Source organism: Phenylobacterium sp. (assembly GCF_013822795.1).
Taxonomy (GTDB): domain Bacteria; phylum Pseudomonadota; class Alphaproteobacteria; order Caulobacterales; family Caulobacteraceae; genus Phenylobacterium.
Genome location: NZ_PNLB01000022.1, coordinates 59,099 through 80,022, shown reverse-complemented (window position 1 = coordinate 80,022; position 20,924 = coordinate 59,099). Strand labels below are relative to the sequence as shown.

26 protein-coding genes are annotated in these 20,924 nt (G+C 69.0%); 20 read left to right on the top strand and 6 right to left on the bottom strand.

Annotated elements, in window-relative coordinates:
- Nucleotides 1-8: 8 nt before the first annotated feature.
- The 4 genes from C0481_RS18545 to C0481_RS18530 all read left to right on the top strand — a co-directional run bounded on the left by C0481_RS18545 (nucleotide 9) and on the right by C0481_RS18530 (nucleotide 2,155).
- Nucleotides 9-743, top strand: coding sequence for an SDR family oxidoreductase (locus tag C0481_RS18545; protein ID WP_293406581.1), 735 nt, complete (start codon nucleotides 9-11; stop codon nucleotides 741-743).
- 94 nt (nucleotides 744-837) lie between these two features.
- On the top strand, nucleotides 838-1,185 hold the full coding sequence (folB, locus tag C0481_RS18540; RefSeq protein ID WP_293406625.1) for a dihydroneopterin aldolase: 348 nt from the start codon (nucleotides 838-840) through the stop codon (nucleotides 1,183-1,185).
- Nucleotides 1,185-1,661: a hypothetical protein gene (locus C0481_RS18535; protein WP_293406579.1), complete on the top strand. Its 477-nt coding sequence runs from the start codon at nucleotides 1,185-1,187 to the stop codon at nucleotides 1,659-1,661. Before folB ends, C0481_RS18535 begins: the two co-directional genes overlap by 1 nt.
- Before the next feature lie 95 nt (nucleotides 1,662-1,756).
- A complete protein-coding gene (locus C0481_RS18530) occupies nucleotides 1,757-2,155 on the top strand; it encodes a hypothetical protein (protein ID WP_293406577.1) in 399 nt (132 codons plus the stop codon).
- 313 nt (nucleotides 2,156-2,468) lie between these two features.
- On the opposite strand, the gene C0481_RS18525 is transcribed toward C0481_RS18530, so the two are convergent.
- Entirely contained in the window at nucleotides 2,469-3,356 is an 888-nt protein-coding gene (locus tag C0481_RS18525; RefSeq protein WP_293406575.1) for a branched-chain amino acid aminotransferase, read from the bottom strand.
- Nucleotides 3,357-3,437: 81 nt separating this feature from the next.
- Here C0481_RS18525 and C0481_RS18520 point away from each other — a divergent pair, with 81 nt between their 5' ends.
- From C0481_RS18520 to C0481_RS18505, 4 genes are read left to right on the top strand one after another with little or no spacing between them, the layout of a single operon-like run.
- Nucleotides 3,438-3,914 carry a MarR family transcriptional regulator gene (locus tag C0481_RS18520; RefSeq protein ID WP_293406573.1) on the top strand — a complete coding sequence of 159 codons (477 nt, stop codon included), beginning with the start codon at nucleotides 3,438-3,440 and terminating at the stop codon, nucleotides 3,912-3,914.
- The gene (locus tag C0481_RS18515) at nucleotides 3,914-4,621 is read left to right on the top strand and encodes a response regulator transcription factor (RefSeq protein ID WP_293406571.1); all 708 of its coding nucleotides are present in this window, start codon (nucleotides 3,914-3,916) and stop codon (nucleotides 4,619-4,621) included. The genes C0481_RS18520 and C0481_RS18515 overlap by 1 nt, the downstream gene beginning before the upstream one ends.
- A gap of 10 nt (nucleotides 4,622-4,631) precedes the next feature.
- Nucleotides 4,632-5,984, top strand: coding sequence for an ATP-binding protein (locus C0481_RS18510; RefSeq protein ID WP_293406569.1), 1,353 nt, complete (start codon nucleotides 4,632-4,634; stop codon nucleotides 5,982-5,984).
- Nucleotides 5,985-6,036: 52 nt separating this feature from the next.
- Nucleotides 6,037-6,459, top strand: a complete 423-nt coding sequence (locus C0481_RS18505; protein ID WP_293406567.1) for a DUF2147 domain-containing protein — start codon at nucleotides 6,037-6,039, stop codon at nucleotides 6,457-6,459.
- Nucleotides 6,460-6,463: 4 nt separating this feature from the next.
- Here the strand turns inward: C0481_RS18505 and proC are convergent, their stop codons facing one another.
- The 3 genes from proC to C0481_RS18490 all read right to left on the bottom strand — a co-directional run bounded on the left by proC (nucleotide 6,464) and on the right by C0481_RS18490 (nucleotide 8,223).
- Nucleotides 6,464-7,258, bottom strand: a complete 795-nt coding sequence (proC, locus tag C0481_RS18500) for a pyrroline-5-carboxylate reductase (RefSeq protein ID WP_293406565.1) — start codon at nucleotides 7,256-7,258, stop codon at nucleotides 6,464-6,466.
- Nucleotides 7,259-7,331: 73 nt separating this feature from the next.
- Nucleotides 7,332-7,835 carry a YbjN domain-containing protein gene (locus tag C0481_RS18495; RefSeq protein WP_293406563.1) on the bottom strand — a complete coding sequence of 168 codons (504 nt, stop codon included), beginning with the start codon at nucleotides 7,833-7,835 and terminating at the stop codon, nucleotides 7,332-7,334.
- 142 nt (nucleotides 7,836-7,977) lie between these two features.
- On the bottom strand, nucleotides 7,978-8,223 hold the full coding sequence (locus C0481_RS18490) for an accessory factor UbiK family protein (RefSeq protein WP_293406561.1): 246 nt from the start codon (nucleotides 8,221-8,223) through the stop codon (nucleotides 7,978-7,980).
- A gap of 83 nt (nucleotides 8,224-8,306) precedes the next feature.
- Here C0481_RS18490 and lgt point away from each other — a divergent pair, with 83 nt between their 5' ends.
- Genes lgt through pgeF form a run of 3 tightly spaced genes read left to right on the top strand, consistent with a single transcriptional unit; the run spans nucleotide 8,307 to nucleotide 10,998 of the window.
- Nucleotides 8,307-9,161 (top strand): prolipoprotein diacylglyceryl transferase, encoded by an 855-nt coding sequence (gene lgt / locus C0481_RS18485; protein WP_293406559.1) that lies wholly within the window; start codon nucleotides 8,307-8,309, stop codon nucleotides 9,159-9,161.
- Complete coding sequence (locus tag C0481_RS18480) at nucleotides 9,158-10,213, top strand: SAM-dependent methyltransferase (RefSeq protein ID WP_293406557.1); 1,056 nt, start codon at nucleotides 9,158-9,160, stop codon at nucleotides 10,211-10,213. Before lgt ends, C0481_RS18480 begins: the two co-directional genes overlap by 4 nt.
- The gene (pgeF, locus tag C0481_RS18475; protein ID WP_293406555.1) at nucleotides 10,210-10,998 is read left to right on the top strand and encodes a peptidoglycan editing factor PgeF; all 789 of its coding nucleotides are present in this window, start codon (nucleotides 10,210-10,212) and stop codon (nucleotides 10,996-10,998) included. The genes C0481_RS18480 and pgeF overlap by 4 nt, the downstream gene beginning before the upstream one ends.
- Before the next feature lie 27 nt (nucleotides 10,999-11,025).
- Here pgeF and C0481_RS18470 read toward each other — a convergent pair whose 3' ends face one another.
- Nucleotides 11,026-12,102, bottom strand: a complete 1,077-nt coding sequence (locus C0481_RS18470; RefSeq protein ID WP_293406553.1) for an ionic transporter y4hA — start codon at nucleotides 12,100-12,102, stop codon at nucleotides 11,026-11,028.
- Between the two features lie 159 nt (nucleotides 12,103-12,261).
- Between C0481_RS18470 and C0481_RS18465 the strand changes: the two genes are divergently transcribed.
- From C0481_RS18465 to C0481_RS18430, 8 genes are all read left to right on the top strand, one after another.
- Entirely contained in the window at nucleotides 12,262-13,197 is a 936-nt protein-coding gene (locus C0481_RS18465; protein WP_293406551.1) for a ribose-phosphate pyrophosphokinase, read from the top strand.
- Between the two features lie 392 nt (nucleotides 13,198-13,589).
- A complete protein-coding gene (locus C0481_RS18460; protein WP_293406549.1) occupies nucleotides 13,590-14,522 on the top strand; it encodes a hypothetical protein in 933 nt (310 codons plus the stop codon).
- Nucleotides 14,523-14,648: 126 nt separating this feature from the next.
- Complete coding sequence (locus C0481_RS18455) at nucleotides 14,649-15,257, top strand: 50S ribosomal protein L25/general stress protein Ctc (protein WP_293406547.1); 609 nt, start codon at nucleotides 14,649-14,651, stop codon at nucleotides 15,255-15,257.
- Between the two features lie 30 nt (nucleotides 15,258-15,287).
- Nucleotides 15,288-15,899 carry an aminoacyl-tRNA hydrolase gene (pth, locus tag C0481_RS18450; RefSeq protein ID WP_293406545.1) on the top strand — a complete coding sequence of 204 codons (612 nt, stop codon included), beginning with the start codon at nucleotides 15,288-15,290 and terminating at the stop codon, nucleotides 15,897-15,899.
- Between the two features lie 274 nt (nucleotides 15,900-16,173).
- Nucleotides 16,174-17,271: a redox-regulated ATPase YchF gene (gene ychF, locus C0481_RS18445; RefSeq protein WP_293406543.1), complete on the top strand. Its 1,098-nt coding sequence runs from the start codon at nucleotides 16,174-16,176 to the stop codon at nucleotides 17,269-17,271.
- Between the two features lie 375 nt (nucleotides 17,272-17,646).
- The gene (locus C0481_RS18440; RefSeq protein ID WP_293406541.1) at nucleotides 17,647-18,315 is read left to right on the top strand and encodes a dienelactone hydrolase family protein; all 669 of its coding nucleotides are present in this window, start codon (nucleotides 17,647-17,649) and stop codon (nucleotides 18,313-18,315) included.
- Between the two features lie 2 nt (nucleotides 18,316-18,317).
- Nucleotides 18,318-18,998, top strand: coding sequence for a dienelactone hydrolase family protein (locus C0481_RS18435; protein WP_293406623.1), 681 nt, complete (start codon nucleotides 18,318-18,320; stop codon nucleotides 18,996-18,998).
- Nucleotides 18,995-19,504, top strand: a complete 510-nt coding sequence (locus C0481_RS18430; RefSeq protein WP_293406539.1) for a GNAT family N-acetyltransferase — start codon at nucleotides 18,995-18,997, stop codon at nucleotides 19,502-19,504. The genes C0481_RS18435 and C0481_RS18430 overlap by 4 nt, the downstream gene beginning before the upstream one ends.
- On the opposite strand, the gene C0481_RS18425 is transcribed toward C0481_RS18430, so the two are convergent.
- Nucleotides 19,501-19,977: a hypothetical protein gene (locus C0481_RS18425; protein WP_293406537.1), complete on the bottom strand. Its 477-nt coding sequence runs from the start codon at nucleotides 19,975-19,977 to the stop codon at nucleotides 19,501-19,503. The two genes, C0481_RS18430 and C0481_RS18425, sit on opposite strands and share 4 nt — an antisense overlap.
- Before the next feature lie 166 nt (nucleotides 19,978-20,143).
- Here C0481_RS18425 and C0481_RS18420 point away from each other — a divergent pair, with 166 nt between their 5' ends.
- Nucleotides 20,144-20,923: a hypothetical protein gene (locus C0481_RS18420; protein WP_293406535.1), complete on the top strand. Its 780-nt coding sequence runs from the start codon at nucleotides 20,144-20,146 to the stop codon at nucleotides 20,921-20,923.
- Nucleotide 20,924: the final 1 nt, after the last annotated feature.

Below are 20,924 nucleotides of genomic sequence, written 5' to 3'. Positions count from 1 at the left end.
GCTGCTCGTTGGCTGACACCACCCGCGGCGCGGCCCTCATCACCGGGGGCTCGCGCAGGATCGGCCGGGTCCTGACCCAGGCCGCCGCCGACGCGGGTTTTGATGTCGCCATCCACGTCCGCACCATAGACGACGACGCCGAAGCCGCCGCGGCCGATGTCCGGGCCCGCGGCCGCAAGGCTTCGCTGCACGCCTGCGACCTGCGTGACGAGGGGTCCACCGCCCCGCTGGTCGGCGCCGCCGAGAGCGAGCTTGGCCCCGTCACCCTGCTGGTCAACTGCGCCTCGGTGTTCGAGAACGACGCCTTCGCCAGCATGAACCGCGCCTCGTGGGATGCGCACCTGGAGACCAATCTCCGCGCCCCGCTGGTGCTGGCCCAGGCTTTCGCCCGCCGCCTCCCGGCCGGCCGCACCGGCCAGATCGTCAACATCCTCGACCAGCGGGTGTTCGCGCCAAGTCCCGACTTCTTCAGTTACTCGCTGTCCAAGAGCGCGCTCTGGGCGGCCACCCAGATGTTGGCCCAGGACCTGGCGCCGCACATCAGGGTCAACGGCATTGGCCCTGGCCCCACCCTGCCCTCGATCCACCAGCAGGGCAGTGATTTCGATGACGAGGTCGCCGACACTCTGCTCCGCCACCCGGTCGATCCGGCCGAGATCGGCCATGCGTTGCGGTACCTCATTGACGCAAGGTCAGTGACGGGCCAGATGATCGCCGTCGACGCCGGCCAGCACCTGGCCTGAGCCGCTTCCCTGGAACGGAGCCCCCTTGGTTCTTCCATCGCTGCAGCAGAGTTCGCCCGAGGTCCCGTCGCCCGAGCCGCAAGGGCGCGTGGTCATGACCAAGGTGTTCGTCACCGGCCTCAAGGTCGCCGCCGAGATCGGGGTCTACGCCCACGAGAAGGGCATGTCCCAGCCGCTGATCGTCGATGTCGAGCTCGACGTGCCGACGGCCGGCGCCACCCGGCTGGCCGACACTGTCAATTACGAGACGATCGGCGAGTTCGCGCGCGACATCGCCGCGGCCGGCCACATCCAGCTGGTCGAGGACTTCGCCGAGCGCCTGGCCCGCGCGTGCCTCGCCGATCCACGCGTCATGCGCGCCCGCGTGCGGGTGGAAAAGCCGCAGGCGTTGGCGCCGCACGCCGCCGCCGCCGGGGTCGAGATCACCGTCGTCCGGGGCTGATGGTCAGCTACGCCGCGCGTCTCTCGCCGCTGCAGGGCGAAACCGTCTGGACGCTTGAGAAGTCCGCCATCGTCGAACGCCGCACTGGGCGCGAGCGCCGCTTCCCGCTGGCCGAACTGCGCGGCGTCACGCGCGCGGACCGCGGCGCTGTGCTGCAGTTCCAGCGCCGGCGCGTGACCATCCCTGCCCTGACCTATGGCGGCGCCATGCGCCCGCTCGACCAGGCCGACACCTTCGAGACCTTCCTGGCGGCCCTCTCCGACGCCGTTCCCGACCGCCCGATCCGCCGTCCTTCGCCGAACGCCGAGGCGGTGCTCTGGATCATGGGGCTGATGGCGGTCGGCGCCATCGCCGTGCTGCTCGCCGCCGGCGTCGCCGGGGCCTGGCTGCTGGGTGTCGCCCTGGCCGCGCGGCTGGTCTTCGTCGTGATCCTCGGCGCGGCGGTCCTGCCGTGGCTGCGGCCGAGAAATCGGTAGTCGCGCTGCATCCAAGCGACATGAACGCGAATTAAGCTGGCATTCGCGATGAACGGGGCCACATCTCGTTCAGATACTTCGCTTGGGAGACTGAATTGAGCCAAACCGAAACCACCGTTGTGACGACCGAGGACCGCGTCCTGCCGGCAGTGGTCTACGGCCTCTACCTGCTTGGGCTGGTGAACGGCCTGACCATCCTGGTTGGATTGGTGGTGGCCTACATCAACCTCGACAAAGCCGGCCCGCGGATGCGGACCCACTACGACTTCCAGATCCGCACCTTCTGGATCGGGCTGGCGATCTTCCTGTCGCTGGGCCTGCTGATCGGGATCAGCGCGGTGCTGTCGTTCGTGCTGATCGGCATTCCGTTCCTACTGCTGTTCCTCTTCCTCTGGGGCGCGGTCGGGGTCTGGTTCGCCGTTCGCTGCGTCATCGGCCTCGTCTACATTTCGCAGGACGAAGCCTATCCGCGGCCCAACACCTGGCTGATTTGACGGCAGTCACTGCGCCGCGCCGCTCGAAAGGGCGGCGCGGCTATCGTCACGCCCGGCGTGTGGCGTCCCCGCACTAGACCCCCTCGGCCCGCTTTGGCAGCATCGGTTCTCGTCGACGCCAAGGGGGGCGACGGCGCGGGGGGGTTCGTAGCCAACCTGGTTCTGGCGCTGCTGCGGGGGAGCGCGAGCGACGGTCCAGGGGCGGCTGGAGGGCGAATCCCCCCATCCCCATTTTTCGAAACATCGACTTCGAAACAAAAACGCCGCCCGGATGGCTCCGGGCGGCGGGTTTGTTGCGGCGATGCGCCAGCGCTTAGGCCGGAACGGCCTCGCGACGCACCATCCGGGCGTAATCGTCAGCCAGGCCCAGCGACAGGGCGCCCGGGGTGAACCGGTACTCGCCGATCTCGCCGACCGGGGTCACCTCGGCGGCGGTGCCGACCACGAAGCACTCGGTGAAGTCCGCCAGCTCTTCCGGCTTGATGTGACGCTCGATCACCTCGATGCCCTTGGACTTGGCCAGCGCGATCACCGACTGGCGGGTGATCCCGTTCAGGAAGCAATCCGGGGTCGGGGTGTGCAGCGCGCCGTTCTTCACGAAGAACACGTTCGAACCGGTGCTCTCGGCGATGTAGCCGCGGTAGTCGAGCATCATCGCGTCGGTGTAGCCGGCCTTCTCGGCGGCGTGCTTGGAGATGGTGCAGATCATGTACAGGCCCGTGGCCTTGGCATGGACCGGCTCGGTCTCCGGCGACGGGCGCTTGTACTTGGCCCAGGTCAGGCGGATGCCCTTGGCGCGCTCTTCCGGGCTGAAGTAGCTCGGCCAGTCCCACACCGCGATGGCGACATGGATCTTGGTGTTCTGCGCCGAGACGCCGATCATCTCCGAACCGCGCCAGGCGATCGGACGCAGGTAGGCGTCGGTCAGGCCGTTCTTGGCGCAGGTGTCCTTGCAGGCCTGGTCGATCTCCTCCACCGTGAAGGGGATTTCGAAGTCCAGCATCTCAGCCGACTTGAACAGACGCTCGGTATGTTCACGCAGCTTGTAGATCTCTCCCCCATACATCCGCTCGCCTTCGAACACCGCCGAGGCGTAATGGAGGCCATGCGTCAGTACGTGCACCTTCGCCTCGCGCCAGGGCACGAACTGGCCGTCCAGCCAGATCCATCCGTCGCGATCGTCAAAGGGCACTAGAGACATGAGGGAAAGTCCTCCTTTCAATACGGCCCTCTTACAGACTCCCTGGTCCCCCGCGTCAAACAAAATGGGTTTCAAAGTGTAATGGTCGCAGCCGATCCAAGGCTCATTCTGCGCGACGAGGAATTGGATGGCGGCCTCGAATTGCTGCTGCTCGCCGAGGCTGCGCTGTGGTCCGGCGTCGACGCCGGACTGGAGGCCGAAACGGGCCTTGGCCTGGGGCGCTCGCACTGGCGCGCCGCCTTTCTGCTCAAGCGCCGGCCGGGGGTGGGGGTGCAGGAACTGGCCCACCTCACCAGCCTCTCCAAACAGGCCGCCAGCCGCATCGTCGCCGACCTCGAGGCCAAGGGCCTGGCCGAGAAGATCGCCGGCGATCTGGACGGCCGCCGCCGCGCCGTCAGCCTCACTCCGGCCGGCGCCGCCTTCGAGGACCGCATCTCAGAACGCTTGCGCGCCCAGCTCGCCCGGTCCTATCGGGTGGGTGGCCTGGACGGCGTGGCCGGCGCCAGGCGCATCCTGTCGGCCCTGGCCGGCGGGCGGATGAAGAGCGGAGGCGCCTGATGGCCGTGGTCGAGACTGCCGAACGTCACCTGCTGGTGGTCGACGACGATGATCGCATCCGCGACCTGCTCAAGCAGTACCTGACCCGGCACGGCTTCCGCGTCACCACCGCGCCCGGCGGCGCGGCGGCGCGCAGCCTGATCGAGACCATCGACTTCGATCTCGCCGTCTTCGACGTGATGATGCCAGGCGAGGACGGCTTCTCGCTGACCCGCTGGTTGCGCGAGCGCAAGGGCGCCGCCGGCCGCACGCCTGTGCTGATGCTGACGGCGCGCGGCCAGGCCGAGGACCGTATCGAAGGCCTCAAGCTCGGCGCCGACGATTACCTGGGCAAGCCTTTCGAGCCCGAGGAGCTGTTGCTGCGCATCGAGGCGATCCTGCGCCGCGCCGATCAGCGCCCCGGCGGCGCGGGCAATGGCAGCCTGTCGCTCGGCGTCTGCAAATTCGACCTGGAGCGCGGCGAGTTGAGCCGAGACGGCGCGCCTGTCCGGCTGACCGAGGCCGAGGTCGCCCTGCTCAAGCGCCTGGCGCGCAGCCCGCACGAACCGGTCGACCGCCTCGAACTGGCGCGAGAGACCGTCGATCCCTCCGGCCGCGCCGTCGACGTCCAGGTCACCCGCCTGCGCCGCAAGATCGAGAACGATCCCAAGACGCCGCGCTACCTGCAGACCGTTCGCGGCGTCGGCTACCTGCTGGCGCCCGACTGATGGAACGGCCGTGAAACTCCCCCGCCGCCTTGAGCCGCGCCTGGTGCAGCGGCTGATCAAGCGCAGTCTGCCGACCTCGCTGTTCGGCCGCTCGCTGCTGATCATCGTGCTGCCGGTGGCGCTGATGCAGATCGCGGTGACCTGGATCTTCTTCGACGCCCACTGGCAGACGGTGACCAGCCGACTGTCCGACGGCCTGGCCGGCGAGGTCGCCTGGGCGGTCGAAAGCTATCAGGACCAGCCCAGCCCGCAGACCATGGCCACGATCGCCGACCGGGCGGAAAAGTCGCTGAACCTCTCTATCGCCCTGCAGCCGGGCCGCGAGCTGCCGCAGGGCCGGCGCACCAATGCGTTCGCCGTCGTCGACCGCGCCATCGACCGCGCGCTCAGCCAACGGCTGGACGCGCCCTATTGGTTCGACACCACCCGCTACCCGGCCTATGTCGACATCCGGGTGAAGGTCGACCAGGGCGTCATCCGCATCCTGGCGCCCCGCGACCGCGCCTTCGCCACCCAGGGCCACATCTTCGTGCTGTGGCTGGCCATGGCGACGATCCTGCTGACCGCCATCGCCATCCTGTTCATCCGTAACCAGACCCGCACCATCGAGCGGCTGGCCAGCGCCGCCGACGCCTTCGGCAAGGGCGTCGACGCCCCGACCTTCAAGCCCAGCGGCGCGCGCGAGGTGCGCCAGGCGGCGCAGGCCTTCCTGGCCATGAAGTCGCGCATCCAGCGTCACATCGACCAGCGCACCGCCCTGCTCGCCAGCGTCAGCCACGATCTGCGCACGCCGCTGACCCGGCTGAAGCTAGAGCTGGCCCTGGCCGACCCCGGCCCGCGCACGGCCGAGATGAAGCGCGACCTGGCCGAGATGGAGCACATGATCGACGAGTATCTCGCCTTCGCCCGCGGAGAGGGCGGCGAGGCCGTCGAGACCGTCCACCTGAAGTCGGTGATCGACGAGGTCAGCGAGGGCGCGATCCGCGCCGGGGCCCAGGTCCGGGTCACCGCCGATCCGGCCTTGCTGGCGGCCGTGCGTCCCAACGCGCTCAAGCGGGCGCTCTCCAATCTGGTGATGAACGCCGCCGCACATGGCGAGACGGTCGAGGTCGCCGCCGCGGCCCGCGCCTCAGGCGGGGTCGAGATCATCGTCGACGACGACGGCCCAGGCATCCCGCAGGACCGATACGAGGACGCCTTCAAGGCCTTCAACCGGCTCGATGAAGCCCGGAACCAGAACGAGAAGGGCGTCGGCCTGGGCCTGGCCATCGCCCGCGACGTCGCCCGCAGCCACGGCGGCGACATCGTCCTCGACCGCTCGCCCCTAGGCGGCCTCAGGGCGATTGTCAGGTTGCCTGGATAACCGGGTTCGGCCAGTCTCCGCACGCCGAGATTGCGCGATGAGGAAACCTCCGATGACCCTAGCCCGCCTAGCCGCCGCGACCGCCCTGACCGCCGCGATCGCTTCGCCCGCCCTGGCCGCCGATCCGGTCGAGGGGCTCTGGCTGGTCCAGGCCGGGACCGCCAAGGTCAAGGTCGCCCCTTGCGCCAGCGACAAAGCCAAGATGTGCGGCCAGGTCGCCTGGCTGAAGACGGCCGGGGCTAAGGACGCCAACAACCCCGACGCCTCGCTGCGCAGCCGGCCGATCCTGGGCATGCTGATGATCCGCGACTTCAAGTCGGCCGGCCCCGGCAAGTGGACGGGGGGCAAGATCTACGATCCCAATTCGGGCAAGACCTATGGCTCGAAGATGACCGCCAATCCCGACGGGACGCTCAAGGTCGAGGGCTGCGTGGCCGTCGTCTGCCAGGCCCAGACCTGGAAGCGCACGAGCTGAGAGGCTAGCGGCCCAGCTCCTTCGACCGCCGCGTCGCGGCCGCGACGGCTTCACGCAGCAGTCGCGGAAAGCCGTTCTCGCCCAACAGCACGTCGAGCGCCGCCTGGGTCGTGCCGCCGGGCGAGGTGACCTGCTTGCGCAGCTCGGCCGGCTCCTCGCCGCCGCGGGCCATCAGCGCGGCCGCGCCGGCGATGGTCGAGCGAGCCAGCCGTGCGGAGTCAGCCGCCGGCAATCCGGCCGCGGCGCCCGCCGCTTCCAGGGCTTCGACGAAGGCGTAGAGGTAGGCGGGGGCAGAACCGGACACCCCGGTCGCCGCATGCATCAGCTCTTCGTCGGCGATGTCGACGACCGTCCCCACGGGGGCGAACAGCGCGTGGGCCCGCGCCTTGGCCTCGCCGTCGGCGGCGTAGATGCTGGCTGTGCCCTGGCAGATCGCCACGGCGGTCGTCGGCATGATGCGCGCCACCGCGCGGCCGCCGAATGCTTGGGAAATGTCCGACACCCGCACGCCGGCGGCGATAGAGACGATCACGGCGTCAGGCGCCAGGTGATCGGCGACCTCGGCGGCCGCCTCGCGCCACAGCTGCGGCTTCACCGCCAGGAGCACGGTCTTGGCCCGCGCGAGTTCGGCGTCGGCCGGATTAACGCTCGCGCCCGCCGCCTTCGCCGCCTCAAGCGTCGGATTGGCGTGCGGCTCGCGGATCAGCAGGTCGGAGGCCTGGAAGGCCCCGGCCATACGCCAACCCTCGATCAGCGCCCCGCCCATGCGGCCGGCGCCCAGCATCAAGATCGGCGTCATCGGTAGTCCTCGAGCGTAATGGCCGAACGGCTTTCGGCGACCATCACGCTCTAGTCGTTAAGTCCGGCTGCGCCTAGGCCTCGCCGACGGTCTCGAACATGCAGGCCGCCACGGCGTCGGCCGCCGACTTCGACCCGCGCACCAGGAAGTCGAACGCCGGATAGAAGCGGTCCGCCGCCTCCATCGCCACGTCGATCATCGCGGCCGCCTGGGCCAGGCTCGGACGCTCGCCGGTCATCAGCGCCATCGAGTGGCGGAAGATGATCTCGCCGTCGTCCCAGACCTCGAAATGGCCCAGCCAAACGCGCTGATTGAGGGTGGACACCAGTTCGTAGGCCGCGACCTTCTGTTCGGGCGTCGCTTTCAGATCCACCGAGAGGCACAGCTGCAGGCAGTCAGCCTCGGGGCGCCAGGCGAACCAGAGTTCATAGTCCTTCCAGTCACCGGTCAGAGCAAAGGCGAGGTCGCCGTCTTCAGTACGGTCGAACTGCAGGTTCTCGGCGGTCAGCACATGTTCGACCACGTCGAGCGGGTCGAGCGTGACCAGGACGTCTTCGTCAGGCTGGGAGGTATCCATTAGACCAGCGGTCCTTTCGCAGAGGGCGTCCGCGGCCGGGCCGGCCATCGAATCGCCTGCGATGTTCAAAGTAAGCTGCTTCGCGGCTTTGGCGTCACCGGCTTTCTTTCACCGGGCGAGCCACATTCGCGTGTATTTAGACCTAGTCTTTCTTGGCCGCCTTTTTGGGCGCGACCGCCTTCAACTCAGCCACTTCGGCGCGCAGCGCGGCGATCTCCGCCTTAAGCGCGTCGAGGTCGTCGCGACGGACGAGGTCGAAGTCGGCCACGAAGCGGTCGGCCTGGGCGCGGAACGCGGCCTTGGCCTCGTCTCCGGCCGTCTGGGCCAGGCCCATCGCCGCGCTGGTCAGCTTGGCGAACTCGTCCAGAAAGGGGTTCTGAGTCTGCATGAGCCCTATATGGCCCGCCGGGGGATGAAAGCGAAGGGCTTCTCGTCTAAACCTTGGCGGCGAAGCATTCGGAGACGCCCGCCTTGCCATTCCCCGATTTTGACCCAGTCCTCGTCCAGATCGGGCCTTTCGCAATACGCTGGTATGCCTTGGCCTACGTGGCCGGCATCCTGCTGGGGTGGCGCTATGTCGCGGGCTTGATGAAGAATCAGGCCCTGTGGGGGCCGCGCGGCGCGCCTGCGACCATTCCCCAGGTCGACGACATGATCCTCTGGGTGACGCTCGGCATCATCCTCGGCGGCCGGCTCGGCCACGTCCTCTTCTACACGCCGTCGATCATTCTCCAGGACCCGCTGCAGATCGTGAAGGTCTGGGAAGGCGGCATGAGCTTCCACGGCGGGGTGCTCGGCGTGATGATCGCGCTGTTCGGCTTCGCCTGGCGCAACAAGATCGACATCTTCCGCCTGGGCGATGCGGTCGCGGCCTGCGTGCCGATCGGCCTGTTCTTCGGCCGCATCGCCAACTTCATCAACGGCGAACTCTGGGGCCGCCCCGCCAACGTGCCGTGGGCGGTGATCTTCCCTCACGCCGACGGTGTCACGCCCCGCCACCCCAGCCAGCTCTACGAAGCGGCGCTGGAAGGGATCGTGCTGTTCCTGATCCTGCGCTGGGCCACCCATCACGCCAAGCTGCTGCAGCGCCGCGGCGTCGTCGCCGGCATGTTCTTCCTCGGCTACGCGATCTTCCGCACCTTCGTGGAGAACTTCCGCGAGCCGGACCGCTATCTCGAGGCGTTCCCGTTCGGGCTCACCATGGGGATGATGCTGTCGGCGCCGATGGTGCTGCTGGGCCTGTTCCTCATCTGGCGCGGCCTGCGTGAACCCCTCGCCGTCGAGGCCGCGCCCCCTCCGGCGCAGGCCAAGACCCACACCCCATGAGCCTGCGCGACCGCCTGACGGCCCAGATCCGGGCCAGCGGGCCGATGAGCGTCGCCCAGTACATGCACGCCTGCCTGCACGATCCGGACTTCGGCTACTACGCCACCCGTCCGGCGCTCGGCGAGAACGGCGACTTCGTCACCGCTCCGCTGGTCAGCCAGATGTTCGGCGAACTCATCGGCCTCTGGGCCGTGGAGACCTGGGCGCGCCTGGGCAGTCCAGCTGAGTTCCGGCTGGTCGAGATGGGCCCCGGCGACGGCACCTTGATGAGCGACCTGCTGCGCGCCGCGCGCCTCTCGCGCGAGTTCACCGAGGCCGCCGATGTCTGGCTGGTCGAGGTCTCCCAGCCGCTGCGCGACCGCCAGCGCCAAACGCTCGGCGATCACATCTCCTGGGCCGCGTCGCTGGACGAAGTCCCTGGCGACGCGCCGCTGATTCTGGTGGCCAACGAGTTACTCGACTGCCTGCCGGCCCGCCAGTACGTCCGCACCGAAAAGGGCTGGGCCGAGCGCATGGTCGGGCTCGACGACGCCGGTGCGCTGACCTTCGGCCTGGCCGGCGCGCCGGCGATCGACCGGCTCGCGCCGGTCGGCGCGATCCTGGAGCACTCGCCCGCCCAGGCCGCACTTGGCGACGAACTCGCGATCCGTGTCGTGGCCGACGGCGGCGCGGCGCTGCTCATCGACTACGGCCGCGCCGCGCCCGGCTTCGGCGACACGCTCCAGGCCCTGCGCCGCCATCGCAAGGAAAGCCCGCTGACCGGGCCGGGCGAGGCCGACCTCACCGTCCACGCCGACTTCCCGGCGGTGCTCGCCGCCGCCGCCGCCCAGGGCGCGCAAACCCCGCAGATCCTGACCCAGGGCGAGTTGCTCGTCCGGCTCGGGATCGGGGCCCGCGCCGAGGCCCTGGCCAACGCCCGCCCCGACCTTGGCGATAAGATCGAGCGCCAACTCGAGCGGCTGGTCTCCCCCGACGAAATGGGCGAGCTCTTCAAGGCCGCCTGCATTCATTCCGCCGGCTTCGAACCGCCGGCTTTCGAGACCCTCACGTGAACGACCAGACCGTCCTGACCCCGCCCGTTCTGACCTCGCCGCTGCTCGACCTGGCCGGGATCCGCCATGCCTTCTTCACCCGCCAAGGCGGCATCTCGACGGGCCTCTATGCCAGCCTCAACGTCGGGCGCGGCTCCCAGGACGCGCCAGGCGACGTGATCGAGAACCGCCGCCGCGCCGCCGCCCACTTCGGCCTGCCCGAGGGCGCGCTCAACACCTGCTACCAGATCCACTCGGCCACAGCCCTGGTCGCCGGCTCCCCCTGGAACGGCGAGCGCCCCCAGGCCGACGGCGTGGCCGCCAACAAGCCTGGCCTGGCCTGCGGCGCGCTGGCCGCCGATTGCGCCCCGATCCTGTTCGCCGATCCGAAGGCCGGCGTGGTCGCCGCCGCCCACGCCGGCTGGAAGGGCGCGCTGGCCGGCATCGCCGAGGCCACGGTCGCGCGGATGCGGGAGCTGGGCGCCCGGCCGGCCGACATCGTCGCCGTCGTCGGCCCCTGCATCGCCCAGGCGTCTTACGAGGTGGGCGCCGAGTTCGTGGAGGCGTTCGCTGCGGAAGCCCCGCAGAACGTTGAGTTCTTCATCCCCGCCGAAGCCGGCGGCAAGGCCATGTTCGACCTGCCCGGCTACGTGCTGCACCGACTTCGCCGGGCCGGCGTCGGGGCCTGCGAATGGCTGGGCCGCGACACCTGCGCCGAGGAAGAGCTGTTCTTCTCCAACCGCCGGGCCTTCAAGCGCGGCGAGCCGGACTTCGGCCGTCTGCTCTCGGCGATCGCGCTGGACTAGCGGCGCCCTTGCGGGCGCCGCCCGCCCTCACGGCACGATGGTCGTGAACAGGTAGACCGCGAACAGGACCAGGTGCACGACGCCTTGCAGCACCGTGGTCCGCCCGGTGGCCAGCGACAGGGTCGTCACCAGCAGGGTCAGCATCAGCAGCACCATCGCCTTGGCGTCGAGCCCCAGCGACAGCGGCCAGCCCATCACCAGCGAGACCACCGCCACGACCGGGATGGTCAGGCCGATCGAGGCCAGCGCCGAGCCCAGCGCCAGGTTGAGGCTGGTCTGCAGGCGGTCGGCGCGCGCGGCGCGCACCGCCGCCAGGCTTTCGGGCAACAGCACCAGGCCGGCGATGATCACCCCGACCACGGCCTTGGGCGCGCCCGCCCCGGCCACCGCCGCTTCAATCGTCGGCGCCAGCGACTTGGCCAGCAGCACCACGACGACCAGCGCGACGACCAGCAGCCCCAGGCTGAGCCAGGCGGCCAGCGCCGTCGGCGGCGCAGCGTGCGCGTCCTCGTCATGCGCGGCCGAGCCGCTGGGCAGGAAGTAGTCGCGGTGGCGCATGGTCTGCACCAGGACGAAGGTGCCGTAGAGCACCAGCGAAACCAGGCCGACGAAGGCCAGCTGGCTGTTCGAATAGACCGGGCCCGCGGCCGAGGTCGTGTAGTTGGGCAGCACCAGGGTCAGCACCGCCAGCGCCGCCAGGGTCGCGAGCGCGGCGCTCACGCCCGCCTGTCCGTAGCGCTGCTCCATGTGGCGCGCGCCGCCGAGCAGCAGGCACAGGCCGACCAGGCCGTTGAGGATGATCATGATGGCGGCGAACACCGTGTCGCGCGCCAGTCCCGCGCCCGCCGGGCCGCTGGACAGCATCAGGGAGACGATCAGCGAGACCTCGATCACCGTCACCGCGACGGCCAGCACCAAGGTGCCATAGGGTTCGCCGATCTTGTGGGCCACCACTTCGGCGTGGTGCACGGCGGCCAGGACGCAGGCGACCAGTCCGATCGCCAGAACTATGTCGTAAGGCCCGCCGAGCTTCGATCCGAAAAGCAGCAGCGAGCCAATGATGGGTGAGAGCCAGGTCCAGGCCGGGAGTCCGATTTTGGGCATGGCGAATAACGTAAACCAAGCGCCGCCATGCCGCGACCCGAACCCGCGCACCCCGCGATATTGTTATGCGATGTCGGCCTGCGATGTTCTGAGGCCTTGCCCCCCAGCCCTCGCCTGCTAAAAGCCCGGCAATTACCGATACCTGCCCCTGGGGGACCGATGAAGCTGCTGGCTGGCAACTCCAACCGTGCGCTGGCGGAGGCTGTCGCCTCGCGCCTCGACCTTCCCCTCACCCGCGCGCAGGTCAAGCGCTTCGCCGACAACGAGGTCTGGGTGACCATCGACGAAAACGTCCGCGGCGAGGACGTCTTCATCCTTCAGTCGACGAACTATCCCGCCAACGACAACCTGATGGAGCTGCTGGTCTGCATCGACGCGCTGAAACGCGCCTCGGCCAAGCGGATCACCGCGGTGATGCCCTACTTCGGCTACGCCCGTCAGGACCGTAAGACCGGGGGCCGCACGCCGATCTCGGCCAAGCTGGTCGCCAACCTGATCGAGCGCGCCGGCGCCGACCGGGTCCTGACCATGGATCTGCACTCGGGCCAGATCCAAGGCTTCTTCGACATTCCGACCGACAACCTGATCTCCGCGCCGCTGCTGGCGACCGACATCAAGGAAAACTACGAGAAGCCGGCCGAGATCATGATCGTCTCGCCGGACGTCGGCGGCGTGGTCCGCGCCCTGGCGGTGGCCTCCCGCCTCAACGCCGAACTGGCCATCGTCGACAAGCGCCGCTCGGGTCCGGGCAAGAGTGAAGTCGCCAACGTCATCGGCGACGTCGACGGCCGCCGCTGCATCCTCTTCGACGACATGATCGACGGCGGCGGCACGCTCTGCAACGCCGCCCAGGCCCTGATCGACGCCGGCGCCACCGAGGTCTCGGCCTATGTGACCCACGGCGTGATGTCGGGCGCGGCGGTCGAGCGGGTCAACGGCTCGGTCCTCAAGGAACTGGTGATGACCGACTCGATCCCGGCCCCTGAACGCGCCACCGACGCCGGCAAGATCCGCTACGTCAGCTGCGACAAGCTGCTGGGCGAAGCCATCCGCCGCATCGCCAACGAAGAGTCGGTCTCCAAGCTCTTCGACTGACCCGGACGACCTGCGGCGGCCTGCCGGCCGTCGCAGCCCTCTCGCGATCAAAGATCGCGCCCGCGGCGAAACGACGCCCAGGGCCGGCTCGCTGGCCAATCGACCGCCCGCAACCGCCCCACTATGCTCGTTCCTGCCGGTGCGCCGCGCGGGGTCACAAATGCGTCAGACCCCGCCTGAGCCCGGGTTTGGTTAAGCCTCGTTAACCGCTGGCGGTCACATTCTCGCCTGCTGGAGGGGCTAGGCTCCCACGCCTTATTTCTTGGGGAAGGCTCTGGATGATTTCGGCTTCTCGCGCTGGCCTGACGGCCGTCGCCATCGCATTCGCCACAATTCTGGCCTCTTGCGCCGAGCCCCCGCCGCCTAAGCCGGTGGAGCCGCCCGCGCCCGCCGTGAGCCTGGCGCCCAGCATCGTCGAGCGCGCCGCCGCCTACCGCTACTACATGGACCGCGCCGCCGCGATCTCGCCGGCCTTCGTCAGCGGCGAGACCGTCGCCAGCGGCCTGAAGGTCGCTGCGGCGTATGAGCCCAAGCAGTTCCTGCAAGGGGCCATGGCCTATGGCGCCATCGTCGCGCTGCAGGATCCGGCCTTCGTCGCCGGGGTGAGGCAATACGCCGGCAACGCCCAACAGCGGCAGCAGATCGCCTACGAGATCATGAAGGATCCGGCCTATGTGGTCGGCATCGCCGGCGCCGACAGCGCCGCCAGCCTGGTCAAGGCCGCCCTCGGCGACGACGGGAACAAGTTCTACGCCGCCGGCAAGACCGTGAAGCAGGCGGCCTACGACGTACAGAAGCAGTCCTGGTCCAAGGCCGACGTCGTCGGCCGCGAGATGCGCCTGTCGGAAGCCAAGAGCCTGGGGGCCCGCCCCGTGGTCGGCGACGTCGCTCAGACCACGCGCCTGCAGCAGGCGGTCACCGGCGGCCAGCCGCTGGTCATCAGCGGCGCCACGACCGGCGCGCCGCCCTATACGCCGATCGTGATTCGCAGCATGGCCGTCGCCGCGCTCGCCGTGCTCGGCCAGGCCAGCGAAGCCAACCTGGCGACGCTCGAGGCGATCATGGTCGATCCGAACGCGGCCTCCTGCGCCAACATGGCCAAGCTGAACCTCTATCAGTGCCTGGCCGTGTCCAAGCCGCACTACGAGGACGTCTTCTGCCTGGGCCAGCACGCGATGATGGACACCGCTCGCTGCGTCATTAAGGCCTCGGGCCAGCCCGAACCCTTCGAACCGCGCTTCGTGCCGACCGTTCGCGAGAACGCCAGCTACAAGCCGACCCCGGTCAAGAAGCCTGCGGCCAAGAAGCCGGCGAAAAAGGGTTAGAAATCCTTCCCCCAGCCCGTTGCCACGGGCGGGGGTTTTGTGTATCTACGCGCACCTTTCGGCCCTAACGGGTCGTTCCGTCGCCGCGCGGGTCTTCGCGCGGCGGCTTCGTTTTGAGGCGAGGCCATGGCCGATATCATCCTGAACGTTGAACTGCGCGAGCGCATTGGAACCGGTGGTGCGCGCGCCGCCCGTCGTGAGGGTCTGGTCCCCGGCGTGCTGTACGGCGGCGACAAGGATCCCGTGGCGATCACCGTCAAGTCGAACGAGTTCCGCAAGGCGCTCTACACCGGCAAGCTGCTGGGCCACCTGGTGACCCTGAAGCACGGCAATGAAACCCAGCCGGTGATCGCCAAGGTCGTCGACATGCATCCGGTGACCGACGAGCCGATCCACTTCGACCTGTTCCGCGTCGACGCGCACCAGACGATCAAGATCGCCGTGCCGGTGCACTTCAAGAATCACGAAGCCTCCCCGGGCCTGAAGAAGGGCGGCACGCTGAACGTGGTGCGTCACGACGTCGAACTGCAGTGCCATGCCGACGCCATCCCGGAAGAGCTGGTCTTCGACCTGACCGGTCTGGACATCGGCGACACCATCCGCATCTCGGCCTTCACCCTGCCCAAGGGCGTCGAGGCCGCCATGGACCGCGACTTCGTCGTCGCCACCGTGGCCGGTTCGTCGGCCTCGGCGTCGGAAGCCGCTGAAGAAGCCGCCGGCGAAGCCGAAGCCTAAGTCCCTATCGGCCGGCTTGGGGAGCAACGCATGCTCGTCCTGGCCGGCCAGGGCAATCCGGGAGCCCGCTATGCGGGCAACCGGCACAATATCGGCTTCATGGCCGTCGACGAGATCGCGCGCCGCTGGCGCTTTTCTCCCGAACGCTCTCGTTTCTCCTCCCTCGTCCGCGAGGGGGAGATCGAGACACCCAGCGGCCCGGTCCGCACCCTGATCCTCAAGCCTCAGACCTACTACAACGAGAGCGGTCGCTCCGTGTCCGAGGCGTTGAAATTCTACAAGCTCAAGCCCGCCGACCTCGTCCTCTTCTATGACGAGATCGACATGGCGCCCGGCCGCTTCCGAATGAAGAACGGCGGCGGCGCAGCCGGCAACAACGGCGTGCGCTCGGTCACCGCCCACATCGGCCCCGATTTCCGCCGCGCCCGTCTGGGCGTCGGCCATCCCGGCCACAAGGACCGCGTCCAGGGCCACGTGCTCTCCGACTTCCACAAGGTCGACCACGCCTGGGTCGAGGCCCTGCTCCGCGCCGTCGCCGACGCAGCGCCCCTGCTCGCCGAGGGCGAGGACGAGAAGTACCAGACCGAGGTCATGCGCCTGGCCCCCGCCGACAAGAGCGACGTCCCCCGCGGCCGCGCGTAACGCGCTTCTCCCCCTTCATGGGGAGGATCTGATGTCCGGAGGCTGCAATGCCTGTTCCTCTCCCCGCTTGAGGGGAGAGGCTAGGTGAGGGGTCTAGCGGCGCAGAGCGACGCTCTGCTGAGTCAGCACTCCCCCTCACCCCAGCCCTCTCCCCCAAGGGGGCGAGGGAGTCGTTCCAGACGCTCCCCCCTGGGGACCTGTCAGCCCCCGCCCCTTGGGCGCCGCCCCCTAACGTGCTAGTTCGCGCGCTCGAATTTCAGGAACAGCTCTTCCCATGGCTCTCAAAGTCGCGATCGTCGGCCTGCCGAACGTCGGCAAGTCGACCCTCTTCAACGCGCTCACCCAGACGGCCGCGGCCCAGGCCGCCAACTATCCGTTCTGCACCATCGAGCCCAACACCGGCGACGTGGCCGTGCCCGAGCCGCGCCTGAACGCCCTGGCCGCGATCATCCCGTCCAAGGAGATCATTCCGGCGCGGATGAACTTCGTCGACATCGCCGGCCTGGTGCGCGGCGCGTCCAAGGGCGAGGGCCTAGGCAACCAGTTCCTGGCCAACATCCGCGACTGCGACGCCGTGGCCTTCGTGGCTCGCTGCTTCATCGACGACGACATCACCCACGTCGAAGGCAAGATCGATCCCCTCGCCGACCTCGAGACCATCGAGACCGAGCTGATGCTGGCCGACCTCGAAAGCCTTGAGAAGCGAGTCGCCAACCTCGAGAAGCGCGCCAAGACCGGCGACAAGGAAAGCGCCCAGACGCTGCGCCTGGTCCAATTGGCTCTGGTCGAGCTCAACGCCGGCCGCCCGGCCCGCAAGGCCGAGATTTCCGCCGAGGACGACAAGGCCTGGCGGATGCTGCAGCTGCTGACCTCCAAACCCGCCCTCTACGTCTCCAACGTCGACGAGGCCTCCGCCGCCACCGGCAACGACCTGTCGAACCAGGTCGCCGAGCGCGCCAAGCGCGACGGCGCCGACCACGTGGTGATCTCGGCCCAGATCGAGAGCGAGATCGCCATGCTCGACGAAGCCGAGCGCACCGAGTTCCTGGAGACGCTGGGCCTCAGCGAGCCGGGCCTCAACAAGCTGATCCGCGAGGCCTATCACCTGCTCGGCCTGCAGACCTACTTCACGGTCGGCCCCAAGGAAGCCCGCGCCTGGACCATCCATAAGGGCGACACCGCCCCGCAGGCGGCCGGCGTGATCCACACGGACTTCGAGAAGGGCTTCATCCGCGCCGAAACCATCGCCTACGAGGACTATGTCAGCCTCAAGGGCGAAGCCGGCGCGCGCGAAGCCGGCAAGTTCCGCCAGGAAGGCAAGGAGTACGTCGTCAAGGACGGCGACGTACTGAACTTCCGCTTCAACGTCTGAGCCGCCCAACGATGCTCCCCCTCTGGGGGAGCTGTCAGCGCAGCTGACTGAGGGGGACTTCGACTCTGCAGCTTAAGAGCAGTCCCCCTCCGTCGCGCTTCGCGCCCCACCTCCCCAAGAGGGGAGGATCTGGCCGTCAGCGGCTGCACGACCCGTCCCTCTCCCCGCTTGAGGGGAGAGGTTAGGTGAGGGGTCTTGCGGCGCGGAGCGACGCTCAGCCGAGTCAGCAAATCCCCCTCACCCCAACCCTCTCCCCCAAGGGGCGAGGGAGCCGTGCCAGATGCTCACTTCTGGCAGACGATCTTTTCGCGCCATCGCCATCGCCCAAGGTGAGGTTCTCTGCTTAGCTCGCGTCTAACAAGACGGGAGAAACGCATGGGCGAGACCATCACCCTTCGGGGCGCGGACGGCTTCGACTTCTCGGCCTACCACGAGCAGGCCTTCACCCCGCGCAAGGGCGGGGTCATCGTGTTGCAGGAAATCTTCGGCATCGACCGGCACATCCGCGCCGACGTCGAGCGCTGGGCCAAGGCCGGCTACGAGGCGATCGCCCCCTCGCTCTACGACCGCCGCGAGCGCCACTTCACCGCCGCCCATGATCCCGAGGGCCTGGCCGCCGGCGTCGCTCACGCCCGCGCCACGCCGCTGGACCAGGCGCTGACCGACATCGCCGCCTGCCGCGACTTCCTGGCCGCGCGGGGCAAGGTGTTCGTCGTCGGCTACTGCTACGGCGGCTCGCTGACCTGGCTCAGCGCCGCCAAGGTCGAAGGGATCGCCGCGGCCGCCAGCTATTATGGCAGCCTTGTGCAGGCCAACGCCGCACTCCGGCCGCTTTGCCCGACCATCGTCCACCTTGGCCACACCGATCCTGGGATCCCGGCCGACGAGGTCGAGAAGGCCGTGCACGAACACAACCCCGACGTCCCGGTCTACATCTACGAAGGCGCCGGCCACGGGTTCAACAACGAGAGTCCGGAGCGCTACAACGAAGAGGCCGCCGACCTCGCCCGCGCGCGCACCCGCGAGCTGTTCGAGGCCGCGTGAGCATGGGCGAGCAGATCACCCTCAAGAGCGCCTTCGACGGCTTTGAACTGGGCGCCTATCACGCCAAGCCGACCGACGCCCGACGCGGCGGGCTGCTGTTGATTCAGGAGATCTTCGGGGTCACCGACCACATCCGTGAGCTGGCCGACGCCTTCGCCGCCGACGGCTACGAGACCATCGCCCCGTCGTTCTACGACCGCCTCGAGCGCGGCTTCCAGGCCGACTACAGCCAGGGTTCGATCGCCAAGGGCGTCGAGTACTCGCAAGCCACGCCCTGGGACCAGGTGGCCGGCGACGCTCAGGCCGCCATCGACGCGCTCAAGGCTCCGGTTTTCGTCACGGGCTTCTGCTGGGGCGGCGCGGCCACCTGGCTGGCCGCCTGTCGCTGCAGCGGCCTGTCGGCCGCCGCCAGTTTCTACGGACGCCGGATCAGCGAGCTGAAGGACGAGACTCCCCAAGTCCCGATCATCCTGCACTTCGGCAAGACCGACGCCTCGATCCCGCCCGAGCGCGTCGAGGAGATCGGCGAGCGCCATCCCGACATCCCGATCCATCTCTATCCGGCCGGCCACGGGTTCGTCTCCGACCGCCGCGCCGACTATGACGCCGACAGCGCCCGGCTCGCCCGCCTGCGGACCCTGGCGCTGTTCTCCAACAACGGCGGGGGGCGAAGTTCGGCGTGATCCTCGAAACTTCCAGGCTGCGGCTCCGCCCCTTGGCGGCGACCGATCTCGACCCGCTTTGCGCCATCGCCGCCGATCCGCAGGTGATGGCCCACGTCGGCGACGGCGTGCCGCTTAGCCGGGCGGCGACCGCGCTCTGGATCAACAACGCCGCCGCCAGCCTGAAGATCAGCGAGGTCGGCAGCCGCGCCGTGGTGTTGCGCGACAGCGACGCCCTGATCGGCTGGGTCGGCTTGATTCCCACGCCCCATCCCAATCGCCTGGAGCTGATCTACGGCTTCGCTCGCGCCTACTGGGGCCAGGGCTACGCCACCGAGGCCGCCCGCGCGCTGCTGGCCGCCTGTACGCCGGACGCGGTGGACGCCACCATCGACCCGGCCAACCTCGCCTCCTGGCGCATCCTGGAAAAGCTGGGCTTCGTCGTGGTCGGCGAAGAAGAGGACGAGTTCGGTCTGCCGACCCTGCGGCTGCACCTCGAGTTCGGCCCGCCGTTCGCCGCCGGCTAGGGTTCGCGCTCTTCGATCTGCTTGCGCACCTCGGGCACCGTCTCCAGCGCCCGCACCAGCACCGCCTGCGCCGCCAGGATGCCGATCCCCGCCCCGTAGCCGGAGAACACCCCGGCCGGATAACGACCGCCATGGCCGACCGCCCAGACCTGCCAGTAGATGAACAGCGCCGCAGCCGCGAGCAGCCCGACCCCGGTCAGCACCGAGATCGCCGTTTGACCGAACCCAGCCTGGAAGCTCATCCACACATAGCGCGCCAAGCCCCGCTTCAACGCCGGCACCGCCAACGGCACGGCCAGCGAGGCGAGCAGGAAGACGCCTGGCCAGATCAGGGTGCGCTGGACGATCAGCTCGACACCGCCGGGCAACACCCGAAAGGCGTTCACCACTGCGCCGGCATAGATCAGCACCGCCGCGCCGAGCGCCACGTCCTGCATCCGCCGAAAATCCCGCCAGGGCTTGATAAAGCTCATGCGCCCGACTTAGGCGATCGATGCGGCAGGGGTAAGGCCCTATCGCCCTTCTGGCGTTCGCGATGCGCCGATCGCGCCGAAGCCGTCGCCGAAGCGCGCAACCGCAGCTATGCTGCCTGCAAAGGGGCCGCCAAGCGCCCCGGCGTTCTCTCGCCCTTGGGATCCCATGAAGCCGGTCGCCCTGGTCCTTGCCGCCGCCGCCCTACCGGCCGCCGCCCACGCCGGCGAGACCGCCTGCTGGTTCGAGCAGGGGGTGGTTGTCGCCCCCGCCTCGATCGACGGCCTGGCCGGCGACTACATCCTCGACACCGGCGCGCCCGTCACTCAGCTGCATGAGACCAAGGCCCAGGGCGCGGGACTGGTGGAGCTGGACCAGCGCGGGCCGGTCCGCATCGCCGGGCTCACCCTGCCCGACCGCCGGTTCGTGATCGCCGACCTCGACGCGCGCACCTACGCCTTCCCGACCCCGATCGCCGGGGTCATCGGCGCGGACCTGCTGTCGGCCTACGTGGTCGAGGTCAGTTTCGCGCCCTGCAAGGTCGCCATCTATCCGCGCGGCCAAGCCCCGCGCGTGCACAGTAAGGTCACCGTCCTGCCGCTGCACGTCGCCGGCGGGGTCGCCACCGCCCGGGCCGCGGTTGCTGATGGGCCGAGCGCCCTGGCCGGCGACTTCGTGATCGCCACGGGCTCGGACACCGCTGTGCGGGTCGCCCAGGACCACGCCGCCGTTCCAGGCGCCGCCAAGCCGCAGGAACTGCTGCCCTACGGCGAAACCCGCGCTCAGCTGCGGGCCGCCTCGTTCGCCGGGAGGCTGTTCGAGAACCTTGAGGGCGGCTTGTCGTCGGAGACCGAGGCCGACGGCGTCATCGGCGCGCCCTTGCTCGCCCGTTGGCGACTGCGCTTCGACTTTCCAGGCGGCAAGCTGCTGCTGGCGCCCGCCGGCTAGG